The sequence below is a fragment of the Cupriavidus consociatus genome (genome assembly GCF_017814975.1).
GTDB lineage: Bacteria > Pseudomonadota > Gammaproteobacteria > Burkholderiales > Burkholderiaceae > Cupriavidus > Cupriavidus consociatus.
The window spans coordinates 92,301-108,748 of sequence record NZ_JAGIQA010000025.1; the positions used below are offsets into that span (position 1 = coordinate 92,301).

Below are 16,448 nucleotides of genomic sequence, written 5' to 3' on the forward strand. Positions count from 1 at the left end.
CATGGCCGCTACAACACCCAAATCCAGTGGTACGGGTGGTTCGCCTGTGCTGGAAATCCGCGACCTGCACGCCTGGTACGGCGAATCCCACATCCTTCATGGCGTAGACCTGACAGTTCGCTCTGGCGAGGTGGTGACGCTACTCGGTCGCAATGGAGCGGGCCGTACCACGACGCTTCGCGCCATCATGGGGATGACCGGTGCCCGCCGCGGTTCGATTAAGGTCAACGGCACCGAAACCACACACTTTCCGACGCACAAGATTGCCCATTGTGGCATTGGCTACTGCCCCGAAGAGCGTGGCATCTTTGCCAGCCTTTCGTGTGAGGAGAACCTGCTGCTGCCACCGCAACTGAAGACCGCCGGGACTGGCATGGGGGAGGACGAGATATACGAGATGTTCCCCAACCTGAAGGAGCGTCGGCAGAGTCAGGGCACACGTTTGTCCGGTGGGGAGCAGCAAATGCTGGCGGTGGGGCGCATCTTGCGAACTGGTGCGAATCTGCTGCTGCTTGATGAAATTTCCGAAGGCCTGGCGCCAGTGATTGTACAAGCGCTCGCACGCATGATTCTGATGCTCAAGAAGAAAGGTTACACCGTCGTCATGGTCGAGCAGAACTTCCGGTTTGCAGCGCCACTGGCTGACCGGTTCTATGTGATGGAACACGGCGGCATCGTCGAGCATTTTGAATCGAAGGAACTTGAGCAGAAATTGCCGAAGCTCCATGAGCTGCTTGGCGTGTAAGGAGTTGTCGTGCCTGAAATTTTTGGAATTCCGTTGCCCGCCATTCTGTCGCAGTTGCTGTTGGGGTTCGTGAACGGCGCCTTCTACGCCATGCTCAGCCTGGGCCTGGCGGTTATCTTTGGCTTGCTAAACGTTATCAACTTTGCGCATGGTGCCTTGTTCATGCTGGGCGCTGTGTTGGCTTGGATGGGCATGCAGTATGCCGGACTAAGCTATTGGGTGATGCTGCTGTTGGCACCGCTCATCGTGGCTGCCATCGGCGTAGCTATTGAGCGGTCGATGCTTCGCTGGATATACAAGCTCGATCACATCTACGGTCTACTCCTGACACTGGGCATTACGTTGGTCATCGAGGGCATCTTTCGCTCCGCATACGGGGTGTCCGGACTCCCATACTCGACGCCTGACCTATTGACTGGCGCCACTGACATCGGCTTCATGATTCTCCCGAACTACCGCGCCTGGGTCGTGGGTGCATCCATCAGCGTATGTCTTGCCACCTGGTTCGTCATTGAACGCACAAAGCTGGGTGCATACCTGCGGGCCGGCACGGAGAACCCAAAGATTGTCGAGTCGTTTGGCGTGAATGTTCCACGCATGATTACTCTGACCTATGCCTGTGGTGTCGGTTTGGCAGCGCTTGCCGGTGTCTTGGCGGCGCCTGTCGTCCAAGTGTCGCCGCTAATGGGGCAGAACCTCATCATTGTTGTGTTTGCTGTGGTGGTGATTGGCGGTATGGGCTCAATTCTTGGCTCAATCGTCACCGGGCTCGGGCTTGGAGTAGTTGAGGGAATTACCAAGGTCATCTATCCAGAGGCGTCCTCCACGGTCGTGTTTTTCATTATGGTCATTGTGCTGTTGCTGCGCCCGGCGGGGCTCTTCGGGAGGGATAAGTGATGAACGGTCAATCCGTAGTCGATACGAATGCAGAGCTTCAGCGCGCGCCATGGCTCTTTGGTGCGAGGCTGCCGGCCGTGCTTTACGCGGGGCTCTTGGGGGCACTGCTGGTGGCCCCGTGGATTGGCGCTTACCCTGTGTTCTTGCTGAAAGTTCTGTGCTTTGCGCTGTTCGCATGTGCCTTCAATCTATTGATTGGATACACGGGGCTGCTTTCGTTTGGGCATGCGGCCTTCTTCGGCGCCGCCGGATATGTTGGCGGCTACGCTATGAAGGCCTGGGGCGTCACACCGGAACTCGGCTTACTCATCGGCCTTGCTGCTGGCGCGGGACTTGGCTACGTCGTTGGCTCGCTCGCAATTCGTCGCCAGGGTATCTACTTCGCCATGATTACGCTGGCACTTGCACAGATGCTATTTTTCTTCTTCCTGCAGACTCCGTTTACAGGTGGTGAGGATGGCCTGCAGGGTATTCCTCGTGGAAAGCTCTTCGGTCTGCTACCGCTATCCGACGACACGACCCTCTACTACGTCGGACTAGTGATCATCGTCGCGGCGTTTGCATTGATTGCGCGCATTGTGCATTCGCCATTTGGACAAATCCTTCGGGCGATTAAGGAAAATGAACCGCGCACCATCTCACTAGGCTACGACACCGCACGCTTCAAACTTTTCGCCTTCGTTCTATCTGCTGCGCTCTCCGGACTCGCGGGCGCCCTCAAGGCGTTAGTACTTGGCTTCGAAACCCTGACTGATGTCCACTGGTCGATGTCTGGCACTGTCATCTTGATGACACTCGTGGGCGGTCTCGGGACCATGGCAGGACCAATCGTCGGCGCGTTTGTAATCGTCGCGCTCGAGAACAAGCTTGGCGACATTGGTGACTTCCTGGCTAGTGCCACTGGCATAGCCTGGTTCGGCTCCCTCGGCGAATCCGTTTCCATGGTGGTCGGCGGGGTCTTTGTTGTCTGTGTGCTGACGTTCCGAAGCGGCATCGTTGGTGGGCTGGAGGGTTGGTGGAAGACGTTCGCGAGTCGACCGCCGAGGTAAGACTTCAGCTTCTTCCGGGGGCTCCCCCGGAATCGTAACTGCCGCGGTTGCGAACTGATCGCAGACGTCCTGACGACGGGGCGTTTTTTAGTCGGGGTCTTGCTGCCGCCAGGATGTTTCTGGCGGCGCTTTTTTCGTTCGTACCGTCGGCGCAGTCCCGACGCCTAGCGCCCGAATGAATGCGATGCAATAGACGTATCTTGGTTGGGCTAAGCACTGCTGAGCTACGCATACGGCTCTTCTAGAAGGGCGGCGCTCGCGCCAGTAACGCAAGTGGCTTTTCGGTCATCACTACCCATGCGTCTGCAAATTCTCCTTGCATCACGCTCTTAATAGTCTAATAATGCAAGTGACAAACGCACTTGAATCTCGCCATGAAGAACTTCGAATTTCACAATACCCGGTCAATGGTTGTCGAACGTGGCGGCGCGGCGAAGCTGCACGAGCGCGTTGCCGCAATGGGCTACCGGAGTGCGCTCATCGTCACTGATGCCGGCTTGCTTGCTACGGGAATCCTCGAAAGTACTCTTGCGGGATTTGCACAGCATGGTCTGCGCGCCACGGTCTTTTCGGATGTCCAGGCGGATCCGCCGGAAGCCGTGATTCAGTCCGCCGTGGCTGCCGCCCGTGCTTGCCTTGCAGACTGCGTGGTGGGCGTCGGTGGGGGAAGCTCGATGGACGCGGCCAAGTTGGCTGCGTTGCTGGCTTGTAGTGATGAGCGGCTTGATGAGATTTATGGGGTCAATCAAGTAAAGGGGCCGCGCCTGCCGCTTATTCTCGTTCCAACGACCGCTGGAACGGGCTCAGAAGTTACTCCCATCTCCATCGTGACGACGGGTGTGGGGGAAAAGAAGGGGGTGGTTTCCCCGGTTCTGCTGCCTGATGTGGCGCTGCTTGATGCTGAATTGACGTTGGGACTTCCCTCGCATATCACAGCCGCAACCGGCATCGATGCGATGGTGCACGCGGTGGAAGCGTTCACGAGCAAGCGATTGAAGAACCCGATTTCCGATTGCCTCGCACGCGAAGCCCTTCACTTGCTCTCCGGTTCCCTTCACCGCGCATGTGCTGAGGGCTCGGACCTGGCTGCGCGCGAAAACATGCTCATTGGAGCCTGTCTGGCCGGTATGGCATTCGCAAATGCTCCGGTTGCTGCGGTGCATGCGCTGGCATATCCAATCGGTGCAAGATTCCACGTGCCACACGGCTTGTCGAACGCACTCGTTCTCGGGCCCGTTATGCGGTTCAACCTACTCGATGCTGCGAGTATGTACGCCGAACTCGCGGCCATTGTAGTGCCTGATGTCACGGGCGATGACCAGGAGAAGGCTCTTGCGTTCGCAAAGTACCTGGAAGCGCTTAGCGGCGATTTGGGATTGCCCACCCGCTTGCGCGACGTTGGGATTGCAGCATCGGATTTGCCTGCACTGGCGGAGGATGCGATGAAACAGACGCGATTGCTTGTGAACAATCCGCGTGAGCTCGGCCTGAATGATGCGCTGGCAATCTACGAGGAGGCACTGTGAACGATAAGGCTGTCCCAACTCGCCGCGGCGCGTACCGGTACTTCTGCGCCATTCCCACACGCTGGGGTGACAACGATTCATACGGGCATGTCAACAACGTTGTGTATTACGCATTCTTCGACAGCGCGGTCAATAAGCACCTTATTGAGAACGGCGTTCTTGACATCGCAAAGAGCGAAGTCATCGGATTGGTCATCGAAACTCGCTGCACCTTCTTTTCGTCGATGGGCTTCCCGGACATTGTCAATGTAGGCCTGAAGGTCGTGCATCTGGGAAAGAGCAGTGTTCGATATGAGATTGCGTTGTTCCGCAACGATTCTGAAGAGTGCTCAGCTCTCGGGCAGTTCGTGCATGTCTACGTAGACCGCGCCACGAATCGCCCTGTTCCGATTCCCGACACAGTGCGGTCGGTACTCCAGTCACTGGCCGATTGATCGCATCAGAAAGAATAGGTGTTAGGAGGGACAAAAGATGGAAATGGTGGGTGAAGCCCGGCTCGAAGCGTCGCGTGAGTTGGTCTGGGAAGCGTTGAACGACCCGCAGGTCTTGCAGGCGAGCATTCCTGGATGTGAAACACTAGAGAGGACTGCCGAGAATGAATTTACCGCGACGGTGGTTTCGAAGGTCGGCCCAATCAAAGCGCGCTTTGCCGGCAAGGTGTCTTTGTCGAACATCAGTCCGCCCAAGAGCTATACGTTGACCGGAGAAGGGTCTGGCGGAGCCGCAGGTTTCGCCAAGGCGGATATTGAAGTTTCGCTGGACGCTCTTGAGCCTACGGTCACGCTTCTGCGATATGGCGTCAAGGCCAATGTCGGTGGCAAGCTGGCCCAGCTTGGTTCGCGGATGATTGACGCCGCAGCGCGAAAGTCGGCCGACGATTTCTTCGAACTGTTCGGCCAGGAAGTGAATGAGCGGGCCAAGAGCGCGTCGACTGTAACGAATGGTGTGACATTCGACATTCGGGCGCTGGCGGGCAACGTTCCCGAAGAAGCTGTTGTCGCGCCGACTGAAGTTGCTGGTCGCCAGACCACCACACACGCCACATTCGTCGAGCCGGTCGAGCAAGGTCAGACGGCACGTACTGACAAGGCTGCAGCCAAATCGCAAAAGGAGTCGACTGCGCCGACCCCCGGCATTGCAACGCAGGCTGAGGTCATGGATGTCCTGATAAGCGAGATGGTCAAGGTTTGGATTTCCGACCAAATCGCTGTGGTCACCCTGAACCGTCCGAAAAGCCGCAATGCCATGACGTATGCAATGTGGCTTGCAATTCCCGCAATCATGAGCGCTTTGGATCGAAATCCGGATGTGCGGGCGGTGCTACTTACCGGGGCGGAGCAGGATTTCTGCGCGGGAGCAGACATCCCAGAATTTGAAAAGGTGCGCGCGGACATCGCGCAGGCGACCGCTTATGAGGTTGCCGTAGATGCATGCTGCGACGCGATTGCCAAGCTTTCTAAGCCAACGATTGCAGTACTCCGCGGGTATTGCTTGGGAGGCGGGGCTCATCTCGCGATGTCGTGCGATTTCCGATTTGCTGCCGCGGACGCCATGTTCGGCATCCCGGCTGCGCGACTGTCAATCATCTATGGTGTGAGGGGAACGCGCAAGCTTCTCTCACTGGTCGGCCTGTCGGAAGCCAAGAGGATTCTTTTTGGTGCGCAACGATTCGACGCTGAGACGGCGCACCGCATTGGCTTCGTAGACCAAGTTGCGGGAATGAAGGCCGAGAACCCAAGCCTATCCATCTGGGAACGGCTACTGGGTGCCAAAGCTCGCCAAGCCCCAGGGGACCCGATGGCTGAGGCCCGGGCGTTTGCTACCTCCCTCGCCGGGAATGCTCCGCTTAGCATCGCAGGGGCAAAGTATTTGCTCAACGGCATGGCCATGGGCACCGGAAGCTTGGATTTGGCGCGCGCTGAGGCGCTGATTGCCGCTGCGGCTGGCAGCGATGATTATCGTGAGGGGCGCGAAGCATTTGCGGTTCGGCGAGAGCCGAAGTTCCACGGCCGCTGAGGAGAGTAGACATGAAACCCGCTCCCTTTGACTATTGCGCTCCGGATTCAGTTGAGGAAGCACTGGACATTCTTGCCACCCACGGTGGGGATGCCAAGGTGATGGCCGGCGGGCAAAGTCTGACGCCCATGCTGAACTTTCGCGTGGTGCGACCGAACCTCATTGTCGATATCAGCAGGCTGATTGAACTCGACTATGTGCGGAGTAGCGGTCAAGGCGGACTGACGGTCGGCGCGCTCACGCGTCATCGGGAACTGGAAACGTCCTCGTTAGTTGCTAGCCGGTTTCCGGTGATTCCCGAGACGATGGTGAACGTGGCGCATCTCGCGATAAGGAATCGCGGGACCATCGGCGGCAGTCTGTCCCATGCCGACCCGGCCGCCGAACTTCCGATGCTCACTCGACTGCTCGACGCAGAGATTGTGGTGCGCTCCACGCGCGGTGAAAGGGTGATTGCGTCCGAAGATTTCTTCGTCGCCCCTCTTACTAGTGCACTGGAAGAGGACGAGATAGTCGTCCGCGTGGAATTTCCTGGCCTGGCGACTGGCATGGGCTGGTGTTTTCAAGAGTTCGCACGCCGCGCCGGTGATTTTGCGCTCGCTGCCGTCGGAGTGTTACTCGATGTTCGCGACGGGATCATCCACGAAGCCAGGGTGGCGATGATGGGGGTGGGGGATACGCCCTTGCGGCGCCCGGAGTCTGAGGCCGTGCTTACGGGGAGTGCGCTATCCGACGCTGTCGTTGCCGAGGCGGTACAGGCAGCGTGTGTCTCCCTTGAGCCGAATGTTGACCTACATGCTTCGCCCGAATTTCGCCGTCATCTGGCTGGCGTGCTGATGGAGCGTGTACTGCGAAAGGCGTGGCAGCGTTCTGCAGGAGTGAAAGCATGAGCGAATCAAAAATTCCCCTGAAGCCTGTCTGGATGGTGGTCAATGGCGAGGTTTGCGAGCGGGAGGTTGAACCACGGCTGCTGTTGTCGGACTTTTTGCGTCACACCCTAGGACTGACAGGTACCCATGTTGGGTGTGAGCACGGCGTTTGCGGAGCCTGCACTGTAATCGTCGATGGTGACAGTGTGCGGTCCTGTCTGATGCTGGCCGTGCGGGCAAACGGCTGCGACGTCAAGACGGTTGAAAGCATGGGGAGCATCGACGCACTTAGCCCGCTTCAGGAAGCTTTCCGGGAGCAGCACGGTCTGCAGTGTGGCTTCTGTACTCCAGGAATGCTCGCGACCTGCTCGGACGCTCTTCAAAAGTACCCACTGGTAACCGACGAGGAGATTCGCGATGTCCTGTCGGGAAATCTGTGCCGCTGTACCGGCTACCAGGGAATCGTGAACGCGGTTCGCGTATGCGTGGCGAGCCGAGATGCTCTGCGTGACGCGGCAGCCGACTCCAAGAAGGTGTGAAGGAATCTACTCCCATGAAGATGCATATTTTGAGTGGCGGCCGGTTGCGCATGCGCAAGAGCGTTTATCTGCCCGAGGCAGATCGGAGCGAAACTATTGATCTTCCCGTTTCCTGCGTTCTGCTGCGGCATAGTCAAGGAAATGTCCTTTTTGACACCGGCTGTCACCCCAGCACGGTCCAGGACAGTGTTGGTCGCTGGGGCACGATGGCAAAGGCCATGACGCCCATCGGAGGGCCGCAGGAGAACGTTGTTTCGGAACTCGCCAATGTCGGACTGGTTCCAGAAGATATCGACGTTGTGGTCAACTCGCATTTTCATTCGGACCATTGCGGCTGCAACGAGTTCTTCAAGCGTGCAACGATCTTCTGTCATCAGGAAGAGCTACGTGCAGCGCAGAGTAGCGACGCTGTCCAAAAGGGATATATCCCCGCCGACTGGCAGCATCCAATGCCTGTCGTTGCAATCGATAGTGAGCGCGACTTCTTTGGCGATGGCAAGCTCACGCTACTGCCTCTCCCGGGTCATACACCCGGCACACTTGGTGCGGTAGTCAACCTGGCGCGCGATGGCAGCTTCCTGATGGCGGCTGACGCAGTTGCTCTGCGTGAAAACCTCGAGCGCGAAATCATGCCGCGCAATACGTGGGACCCGGATAAGGCGATGGGTTCCCTTCGCGAAATCCAGCGACTCGCACGTGCCGGGACGAAGGTTTTGTTTGGCCATGACGCCCGTCAATGGGAGGAAGTCCGAAAAGGACTTGATGCGTATGAGTAACCGAGGCAGCCGCGTGGACCAGTCGGATGCACCTGATGTCGATGTCGACGCGCAGGTCGGGCGAAAGCTGGTCGGACAACCTGTACGTCGCGTCGAAGATGCCAGACTGCTGACGGGCTTGGGACGGTATGTCGATGATCGCCCCGCCGGACACGCTCTTCATATGGCCATTGTGCGCAGCGACCAGCCGCACGCGCGTGTCGTCGACGTTCGCGCAGATGCTGCTCGCGCCATGCCTGGAGTGTTTGGCGTCTACACGTGGTCCGATATCGCAGGTCTGATTAAGCCTGCGATCGCCACTTCGCGAATGAGCGGCTACCAGCCGACGCCAATTCATGCATTGGCTAATGGCGTCGTGCATTTTGTTGGCGAACCCGTCGTGGCAATCCTCGCGCGGTCTCGTTATGAAGCGGAAGATGCCATGGATGGCGTTGAGGTCATCTATGAAGCGCTTCCGATTGCAACAGACGCCGAAACGGCTGCACAACCAGAAGCTCCGATTCTCCATGAAGGCTTTGAAAGCAATGTCCTCGTAGAACGTGCCTTTGTGCGCGGCGAAGTCGACAAGGCATTCGCTGACGCTCCTTTGGTCGTCTCGGGAAAGTTCCGCTTTCATCGCAAGACCTCCGCAGCGATGGAGCCTCGTTGCTACATGGCAGAGGTCGATTCAGGCCGAGATTCGTTGACGTTATATACGTCAAGTCAGGTACCAGGCATCGTACGAGACGCAATCGCCGACTTGCTCGATATGCCAGGGAATCGCCTGACTGTCATCGCACCGGACGTTGGTGGCGGATTTGGTGGGAAGACCTCGCTTTATCAGGAAGAGATGCTGGTTTGCACGTTGGCGCGGAAAGTCGGTCGCACGGTCAAGTGGACAGGTGACCGGCTTGAGGACCTGCTTTCGACAAGCCAGGCTTTCGATGAGCGTGTTGAAGCGGAGCTGGCCCTTTCGGCGGACGGAGAAGTCCTCGGTTTGCGCGCAAATGTCATCGGAGATGTAGGCGCGTACTCGATTTACCCTTGGACCGCTGGCATTGAACCGGTCCAGGTTATCAGCTTCCTTCCAGGGCCCTATCGCGTGCCTTGCTACCACGGACACGTCCGTGGCGTGGCAACACCGAAATCGCCCACTGGGCCGTACCGTGGCGTTGGCCGACCGACTTCTACGTTTGCCATGGAACGGCTGATGGACATGGCCGCCAAGCGGCTGGGTATGGACCCGACCGAGCTGAGGCGCCGCAATCTGGTGCAGCCGGACCAGTTTCCTTACAAGACTGCCGTCGGCATCGTATGGGACCAATCGGCGTTCACCGAGGGCCTGGAAGCCGCGAAGGAGCGGTTTGAGTACTCAAAGGCCAGGTTGGAACAGGCCGAAGCGCGTGAGGAAGGTCGTTGGGTTGGCATTGGGGTGGCGTGCTACGCCGAACTCTCTGGCATTGGCTCTCGAATTTCGGCTTCACCGGGCATGCCGATTAACACAGGGACGGACACCTGTGTCATTCAGCTCGACTCAACCGGCGCCATTACCGCCTCCTTCGGCTGCGCATCTCATGGGCAAGGACATGAGACAACATTGGCGCAGGTGCTTGCTGATGAGTTGGGGGCTAGGCTAGAGGACCTTCGCGTTGTGACAGGAAACAGTGCTGCCGTCCCACACAGCACAGGAAGCTACGCAAGTCGAACAGCAGTGATTAGCGGTGGCGCGGGCATGCTGGCGGCAAGGGAACTGCGTCAGCGCATGTTGCGCGTCGCCGCGCATCTGCTGAATGCTACCGCTGAAGAGCTCGAGATTGTCGACAGCGTTATCCGCGTCCGATTGGGCGAGGGCAAATTGACATTTGTGGACCTGGCGCGAGCGCTGTATTCGCAGATGGGCCGTGTGCCACCAGAGGTGCGCGAGGAAATGTGCGTCAGCCGCGCCTATGACCCCGTAGTAGGTACGACCAGCTCAGCGACTCACATAGTGCAAGTCGAAGTCGACCCTCAAACCTACGCGGTTCACATTCAGCGATATGTCATTGCGGAGGACTGCGGACGCATCATCAACCCATTGATTGTCACCGGACAGACCCGTGGAGCGCTTGCACAGGGAGTAGGTGCGGCACTCCTTGAGGAAGTCGTCTACGACAGCGACGGCCAGCTCTTAACCGCAAGTTTCGTTGATTACCTCTTACCTTCTGCGCCTGAGGTGCCAGAGCTCGAGATGGTCCACCTGAATACCGAGGCTCCGAACACGCTGGGTGGCTTCCGTGGCATGGGGGAGGGCGGAACCATCGGGTCGCCGGCGGCCATTGCGAACGCGATCGCTGACGCCCTGTCACCGCTTGGTATCGAAATTGTAGAACTACCCGCTACACCGGAGCGGCTGTTTCAGCTGGTCCGCCAATCTAAGCTTGAATCTATGGAGGAGTTTGGGAATGGAATTCGCACTTGAAGGGAAGGTTGCGCTGGTCACGGGCGGCGCACGGGATGTCGGCCGCGAGATTGCCTTGGGACTGGCCGCTGAGGGTGCAAGTGTCGTCGTGAACTATCACGGATCGAAGGCAGGCGCTGAAGCAGTAGTTGCAGAGATTGAGGGGCGCGGTGGCCGAGCACTGGCGATCCGGTGCGATATTTCCGATCGTGCGCAAGTGGACGCCATGGTCGCTCAGACGGTGGAGACCTATGGGGGTCTCAATATTCTCGTCAACAACGCGGGACTCGTTATCCGGAAGCGCTTTGTCGAGACCACCCCAGAAGAATGGCGTAAGCAAATCGACGTTTGCCTGTATGGGACTCTGAATTGCACGCATGCAGCCCTTCCCCATCTGGAAGCCCAAAAGGGTACCGGGCGCATTATTAGTATCATGGGCGATTCCTCGCGTGTGGGCGAGTCCGGCCTGGCGATTGGCGCGGCGGCACGTGCGGCGAACATCGCGCTGATGAAGTCCGTGGCACGCGAGACTCGGTCGGGCACCACGGCAAACTCGATTGCGCTAGGCCTTATCGAGACCGCCCACGACCCCGAGTTCATCGAGGCAAGCCGAGAAAAGCTTACGCGGCTCTATCCGCTGCGTCGTCTCGGCCAACCTGAGGATGTAGCGCCGATGGTGGTACTGCTCGCATCCGCGCGCGGTAGTTGGGTGACGGGCCAAGTAATCAGTGTGAGCGGCGGCTTCAGCATGGTCTAAGCGCAGGGTCGCAGCCCTCTGACCACGAGACAGAGCGGCTGCCGCTGATATAAGGAGACAACCATGATTCACACGGATTTGATTGTTCCGGTGTCGGAACTATTGGAGCGGCACGCCAAGCAACGCGCGCAAAAGGTCGCATTTCAGGATGCTGTGAAATCGGTGACGTATGCAGAGTTGAACGCGAACACCGCGAATCTTGCTGGTCATCTCGAACAGCTTGGCGTAGTGGAAGGGGACCGCGTTGCCATTCTTCTGCCAAACTCCGTCAATTGGGTGATTAGCGTGCTCGCCGTCTGCCGAGCCGGAGCGGTAGCGGTGCCCATTAGCATTGAGGCCACTGATGCCGAAATTTCCTACCGTCTTGCCGATGCACAGTGTGTATTGACTATCACGACGTCATCTAAGCTTGAACAGCTAGAGCGGGTGCACCGAGACCTCTCCGGCCGCGTGCCTATGTTGATTGTTCAAGGTAATGATGCACTGCCGACAGGGCATTCCTTCGAGAAACTGACAGAGGAAGGAACCGGAAGCAGGCCGCGTGACCCGCTCGATATTGACCGGCCGACATTCGTGATCTACACGTCGGGAACTACTGGCAAGGCAAAGGGGGTGCTTCTATCCACCCGGAGCATGCTCTGGGTAGTTGGGGCTTGCTGGGTTCCGATTGCGGGCCTCAATGAGAATGACAGGCTTCTGTCCTTCCTGCCGCTCTTCCATTCCTACGCGCTGAACTTAAGCGTTCTGGCCGTCCTTGCTGTCGGTGCGACCGAATATATCGGAGAGAAATACTCGACCGCGGAGGTGTTGCGTCTACTGCAGACAGGTGAGTACACAGTATTCCCGGGCGTGCCTACGATGTTCCATTACGTTCTGGACGCAACGCGGGACATGCAGTCGCTGCGATTCCCTGGCTTGCGAGTGTGTTTGTCCGCAGGCGCCATCATGCCCGCGGCAGTGAATGAGCAGTTCGAAACTCGCTTCGGTGTTCCGTTGCTTGACGGATACGGTATCACCGAAACATCGACGATGGTCACCATGAACTGGAACTCAGGGACCCGAGTAATGGGCTCCTGTGGACTTCCCATACCGGGTGTGGAGACTCGAATCGTTGATCCTATCGAGGGCTACGATGTGGATCCCGGAAAGGAGGGTGAACTCATCGTACGGGGCCCGAATGTCATGAAGGGCTACCTGAACAAGCCTGAGGAGACAGCGTCCGCCTTGAAGAATGGCTGGTATCACACTGGAGATTTGGCGAAGCAGGATTCGGCTGGCTATCTAACCATCACCGGGCGGCTTAAGGAGGTCATCATCCGGGGTGGCCAGAATATTGCGCCCGCGGAGGTCGAAGAGTCGGTGATGACGTTCCCTGGTATAGCGGATTGCGCTGTCGTCGGCGTACCGCACGCCTCACTCGGAGAGGTGCCCGTCGCATTTGTGGTTGTACGGGCTGGTGAATGTGTCGATATCGAGGACTTGCTGAAACACTGCGCCAATCGGCTGTCGGCATACAAGGTGCCGCATACCGTCAGGATTACGGAAGACATTCCGCGTACCGGGTCCGGCAAGATTATGCGCTTCAAGCTGGCCGAACTGTTCAGCAAATCCGGCGCTTAAGGTCCGTACATTTTTCGTCCGCCACCGAGCTTTCCGGCGGCTACTGATTGGAGTCATGAATGCAACAGACTGCCTTGGGCACATCGCTGGGCTTGAAGGATGCGGAACTCTTCCGACAGCAAAGCTTTGTCAATGGCGAATGGGTGGACGCCGATGATGGTGCGGTGCTTTCCGTGGACAATCCGGCCACCAATGAGACTATCGGTACGGTGCCGCGGATGGGGAAGGCCGAAACGCGGCGAGCCATTGAAGGTGCCAGGCTGGCGCTGAAACAGTGGTCTGCGATGACAGCCAAGGCCCGGTCGCAGATTCTGCGACGTTGGTATGAGCTCATGCTCGTTCATCAGGAGGACCTCGCACTCCTGATGACCCTCGAGCAGGGGAAGCCGTTGGTGGAAAGTCGTGGCGAGATTGCATATGCAGCCAGCTTCCTGGAGTGGTTTGCCGAGGAGGCGAAGCGGGTATATGGCGATACCATCCCTGGACACCAACCCGACAAGCGCATTGTTGTCATCAAGCAGCCCATCGGGGTCTGCGCGGCAATCACGCCCTGGAATTTCCCGGCCGCAATGATTACACGCAAGGTTGGTCCCGCCCTGGCAGCGGGTTGCACCATGGTGCTAAAGCCCGCCAGTCAGACACCGTATTCGGCGCTCGCACTCTGTGTGCTTGCCGAGCGGGCGGGCGTGCCGGCTGGGGTGTTCTCGTGCGTGACCGGTTCAGCGACTGCCATCGGGGGAGAGCTCACCGCAAATCCGATTGTCCGAAAGCTGTCTTTTACCGGTTCGACCGAGATCGGCAAGGTACTCCTGACGCAGTGTGCGGCGACGGTGAAAAAGGCTTCGATGGAACTTGGCGGCAACGCCCCCTTCATTGTTTTCGACGATGCGGACATTGAGGCGGCAGTGAAGGGGGCTTTGACATCCAAGTTCCGAAACGCTGGTCAGACCTGTGTTTGTGCAAACCGCCTGCTCGTTCAAGATGGCATCTATGACCGCTTTGTAGCGCGTCTGGCCGAGGAGGTGAGCCGCATGGAGGTTGGCGACGGACGACGGGCGGGAACAGTTATTGGCCCTCTGATCGACGCGGCTGCAGTGGCAAAGGCGGCAGAGCATGTCGCGGATGCCGTTGAGCGCGGAGCAGAGTTGATAGTGGGCGGAAGGCGTGACCCCGCTGGCGCTAACTTTTTCACGCCGACTGTTCTGGCGAACGCCAAACGGGAGATGCGCATCTTCTCGGAAGAGACGTTTGGTCCGGTAGCGCCGGTGTTTCGCTTCAAGACTGAGGAGGAGGCTATCGAGATGGCGAATGACACGCCGTTTGGCCTCGCCTCCTATTTCTATGGTCGGGATATCGGTCGAGTCTGGCGTGTTGCCGAAGCGCTGGAGTATGGGATTGTCGGCGTGAACGAAGGGCTCATCTCGACAGAGGTTGCGCCGTTCGGTGGTGTCAAGGAGAGCGGGCTTGGGCGTGAAGGCTCCAAGTACGGGATTGAGGATTACCTCGAGGTGAAGTACGTTTGCATGGGCGGAATCGTCTGAGTGGCCAGCATGCGGGCAGGTTTTTACCTGTCCGCGTCTGGTACTTGGGGCCGTGGCATGGGCTGCTATGGAGGGCTTGGTATGGCAATTTATGAGTTCAACGGTGTGGCGCCTCAAGTCCACCCGACCGCATTCATTCATCCACTCGCTTGCCTCATCGGCCAGGTTGTCGTCGAGGCGTACTGCTTCATTGCACCATTTGCCTCGCTGAGAGGCGATTTCGGCCTCATCAAGGTAGGTGAGGGGAGCAATATCCAGGATTCCTGTACGCTACATGTCAAGCATGGGGAAGTGTGCGAACTTGGCCGGAACTCCCATGTCGGCCATGGTGCAATAGTTCATGGTGCATATCTTGAACCAGATTGCCTGATTGGCATGAATGCTGTCGTCATGGACGACGTGCGTATCGGTGAGAAGTCGATAGTTGCTGCTTCGGCGTTCTTGAAGGCGGGTCTCGTGGTGCCGCCTAGGTCATTGGTGGCGGGGCTACCTGCGGCAGTGGTTCGCGAACTGACAGATGCGGAGATCGCGCAGAAGCTCGCGGCGACGGGGCGTTATCAAGAATTGGCGGTGGATTGTCACCACTCACTGCGGAGTGTTGTGTGACGGTTCATGGTATCTGAGTAGTGAGGAGACGTCAGAGTGCTGGAGGTCCGTAGGGAGCGTCCGAATGTGTGGCGCGAAGAGCGAGAATGGTCCAGGCGGCGAGCGCCTTGGGAATGGCTGCGCAAGTCCGGTTCATTGACCGCACACCTGCGCCAGCTGGGTGACGTCCAAGTCGATGTTCTGTACGAACATCTCATAGTTGTCGGAGCAAACGCAAGTGCCATTGCCCGCCGACGTTCAACTGCAATGTGGACTCGCGATGTCACGTTGCGCGTTGAAGGACGACCTGCAATTGTGGCGAGAACCTTGGTGGAAGCTGCAGATAGTGAAGCAGCATGGCGAGCTATCAAAGGTCTCCAGGACAAGCCATTGGCAACGATCCTATACGACGACTCAGCGGTGCGTCGGTCGCCATTCGAGTATTGTCTGTTGGGCTCGGAACACCGGCTATATCGCCTAGCACGCCGCATTGAACCAATCAACGGGCACCAGCGGTTGTGGGCGCGACGATCGGTGTTCGAACGTCGTGGCGCGCGCCTTGCAGTGGCCGAGTGCTTCCTACCGTGGCTGTACAAGCCATAGCCTTACCAGGCCTCAGTGGCCACATCCTAAGATTCTGGACTTTCTCGGCGCTGCCCGGTCTTGGCTAAGCAGATGCCACCGCTGTGAGGGGCGAGGCTGCTTCAGCGACGGCTTACATCATTGGCTTTCCGTTGATTTCGGCGTACTCAATGCCGCAGACGTCCCGAATGTTCCAAGCTGCTCCATCCGGGACGTCCAACACATGAAACTGTACGCCCGGCCCCCCGGCGTCCAGACCAAGCTTCTCGACCACCGTAACGAGGTCTGAATCGGCCCTGTCAAGTTCTCGTAGGCAGTGAGGCCGAAAGCTTCGTACCCCTCCTTCAAACAATTTCTCCGCCCATTGCGTGGGAAGTTGTTGTTGCATCCGAAGTGCGGAGTACAGCTCAAACGCCTGCGCACTTAGCGAGAAATCGCCATCACCTGCGTTCAGAACAATCTTCACAGTCCAACTCCCTTCGTAACAGGAATGGGGGCGTGACGGCCGAAGGCAATCATCAACTACTAGA

At 58.1% G+C, this 16,448-nt stretch carries 16 protein-coding genes; 15 read left to right on the forward strand and 1 reads right to left on the reverse strand.

Going from position 1 to position 16,448, the window contains the following annotated elements:
- Position 1: 1 nt before the first annotated feature.
- From J8I82_RS28055 to J8I82_RS39695, 15 genes are all read left to right on the forward strand, one after another.
- Positions 2-745 (forward strand): ABC transporter ATP-binding protein, encoded by a 744-nt coding sequence (locus J8I82_RS28055; protein WP_209762136.1) that lies wholly within the window; start codon positions 2-4, stop codon positions 743-745.
- Positions 746-754: 9 nt separating this feature from the next.
- Positions 755-1,642 carry a branched-chain amino acid ABC transporter permease gene (locus J8I82_RS28060; protein WP_284183193.1) on the forward strand — a complete coding sequence of 296 codons (888 nt, stop codon included), beginning with the start codon at positions 755-757 and terminating at the stop codon, positions 1,640-1,642.
- Complete coding sequence (locus J8I82_RS28065) at positions 1,642-2,691, forward strand: branched-chain amino acid ABC transporter permease (RefSeq protein ID WP_209762138.1); 1,050 nt, start codon at positions 1,642-1,644, stop codon at positions 2,689-2,691. Before J8I82_RS28060 ends, J8I82_RS28065 begins: the two co-directional genes overlap by 1 nt.
- 374 nt (positions 2,692-3,065) lie before the next feature.
- Positions 3,066-4,217 (forward strand): iron-containing alcohol dehydrogenase, encoded by a 1,152-nt coding sequence (locus J8I82_RS28070; protein WP_209762140.1) that lies wholly within the window; start codon positions 3,066-3,068, stop codon positions 4,215-4,217.
- Positions 4,214-4,651, forward strand: a complete 438-nt coding sequence (locus J8I82_RS28075) for an acyl-CoA thioesterase (RefSeq protein WP_284183195.1) — start codon at positions 4,214-4,216, stop codon at positions 4,649-4,651. The genes J8I82_RS28070 and J8I82_RS28075 overlap by 4 nt, the downstream gene beginning before the upstream one ends.
- Positions 4,652-4,688: 37 nt before the next feature.
- Complete coding sequence (locus J8I82_RS28080) at positions 4,689-6,233, forward strand: enoyl-CoA hydratase-related protein (RefSeq protein ID WP_209762142.1); 1,545 nt, start codon at positions 4,689-4,691, stop codon at positions 6,231-6,233.
- An 11-nt stretch (positions 6,234-6,244) separates the two neighbouring features.
- Positions 6,245-7,123, forward strand: coding sequence for an FAD binding domain-containing protein (locus tag J8I82_RS28085; RefSeq protein WP_209762144.1), 879 nt, complete (start codon positions 6,245-6,247; stop codon positions 7,121-7,123).
- Entirely contained in the window at positions 7,120-7,641 is a 522-nt protein-coding gene (locus J8I82_RS28090; protein ID WP_209762146.1) for a (2Fe-2S)-binding protein, read from the forward strand. Before J8I82_RS28085 ends, J8I82_RS28090 begins: the two co-directional genes overlap by 4 nt.
- A gap of 14 nt (positions 7,642-7,655) precedes the next feature.
- Complete coding sequence (locus J8I82_RS28095; protein WP_209762148.1) at positions 7,656-8,417, forward strand: N-acyl homoserine lactonase family protein; 762 nt, start codon at positions 7,656-7,658, stop codon at positions 8,415-8,417.
- Complete coding sequence (locus J8I82_RS28100; protein ID WP_209762150.1) at positions 8,410-10,854, forward strand: xanthine dehydrogenase family protein molybdopterin-binding subunit; 2,445 nt, start codon at positions 8,410-8,412, stop codon at positions 10,852-10,854. The genes J8I82_RS28095 and J8I82_RS28100 overlap by 8 nt, the downstream gene beginning before the upstream one ends.
- Positions 10,838-11,590 (forward strand): SDR family NAD(P)-dependent oxidoreductase, encoded by a 753-nt coding sequence (locus J8I82_RS28105; RefSeq protein ID WP_209762152.1) that lies wholly within the window; start codon positions 10,838-10,840, stop codon positions 11,588-11,590. The genes J8I82_RS28100 and J8I82_RS28105 overlap by 17 nt, the downstream gene beginning before the upstream one ends.
- 63 nt (positions 11,591-11,653) lie before the next feature.
- Entirely contained in the window at positions 11,654-13,210 is a 1,557-nt protein-coding gene (locus tag J8I82_RS28110; protein ID WP_209762154.1) for a class I adenylate-forming enzyme family protein, read from the forward strand.
- A 59-nt stretch (positions 13,211-13,269) separates the two neighbouring features.
- Positions 13,270-14,751: an NADP-dependent succinate-semialdehyde dehydrogenase gene (gabD, locus tag J8I82_RS28115; RefSeq protein ID WP_245180185.1), complete on the forward strand. Its 1,482-nt coding sequence runs from the start codon at positions 13,270-13,272 to the stop codon at positions 14,749-14,751.
- Positions 14,752-14,832: 81 nt separating this feature from the next.
- Complete coding sequence (locus tag J8I82_RS28120; protein WP_209762156.1) at positions 14,833-15,357, forward strand: gamma carbonic anhydrase family protein; 525 nt, start codon at positions 14,833-14,835, stop codon at positions 15,355-15,357.
- Positions 15,358-15,423: 66 nt separating this feature from the next.
- A complete protein-coding gene (locus J8I82_RS39695; protein WP_431831589.1) occupies positions 15,424-15,939 on the forward strand; it encodes a chorismate--pyruvate lyase family protein in 516 nt (171 codons plus the stop codon).
- Positions 15,940-16,051: 112 nt separating this feature from the next.
- Here the strand turns inward: J8I82_RS39695 and J8I82_RS28130 are convergent, their stop codons facing one another.
- Positions 16,052-16,384 carry a hypothetical protein gene (locus J8I82_RS28130; protein WP_209762160.1) on the reverse strand — a complete coding sequence of 111 codons (333 nt, stop codon included), beginning with the start codon at positions 16,382-16,384 and terminating at the stop codon, positions 16,052-16,054.
- Between the last annotated feature and the right edge of the window lie 64 nt (positions 16,385-16,448).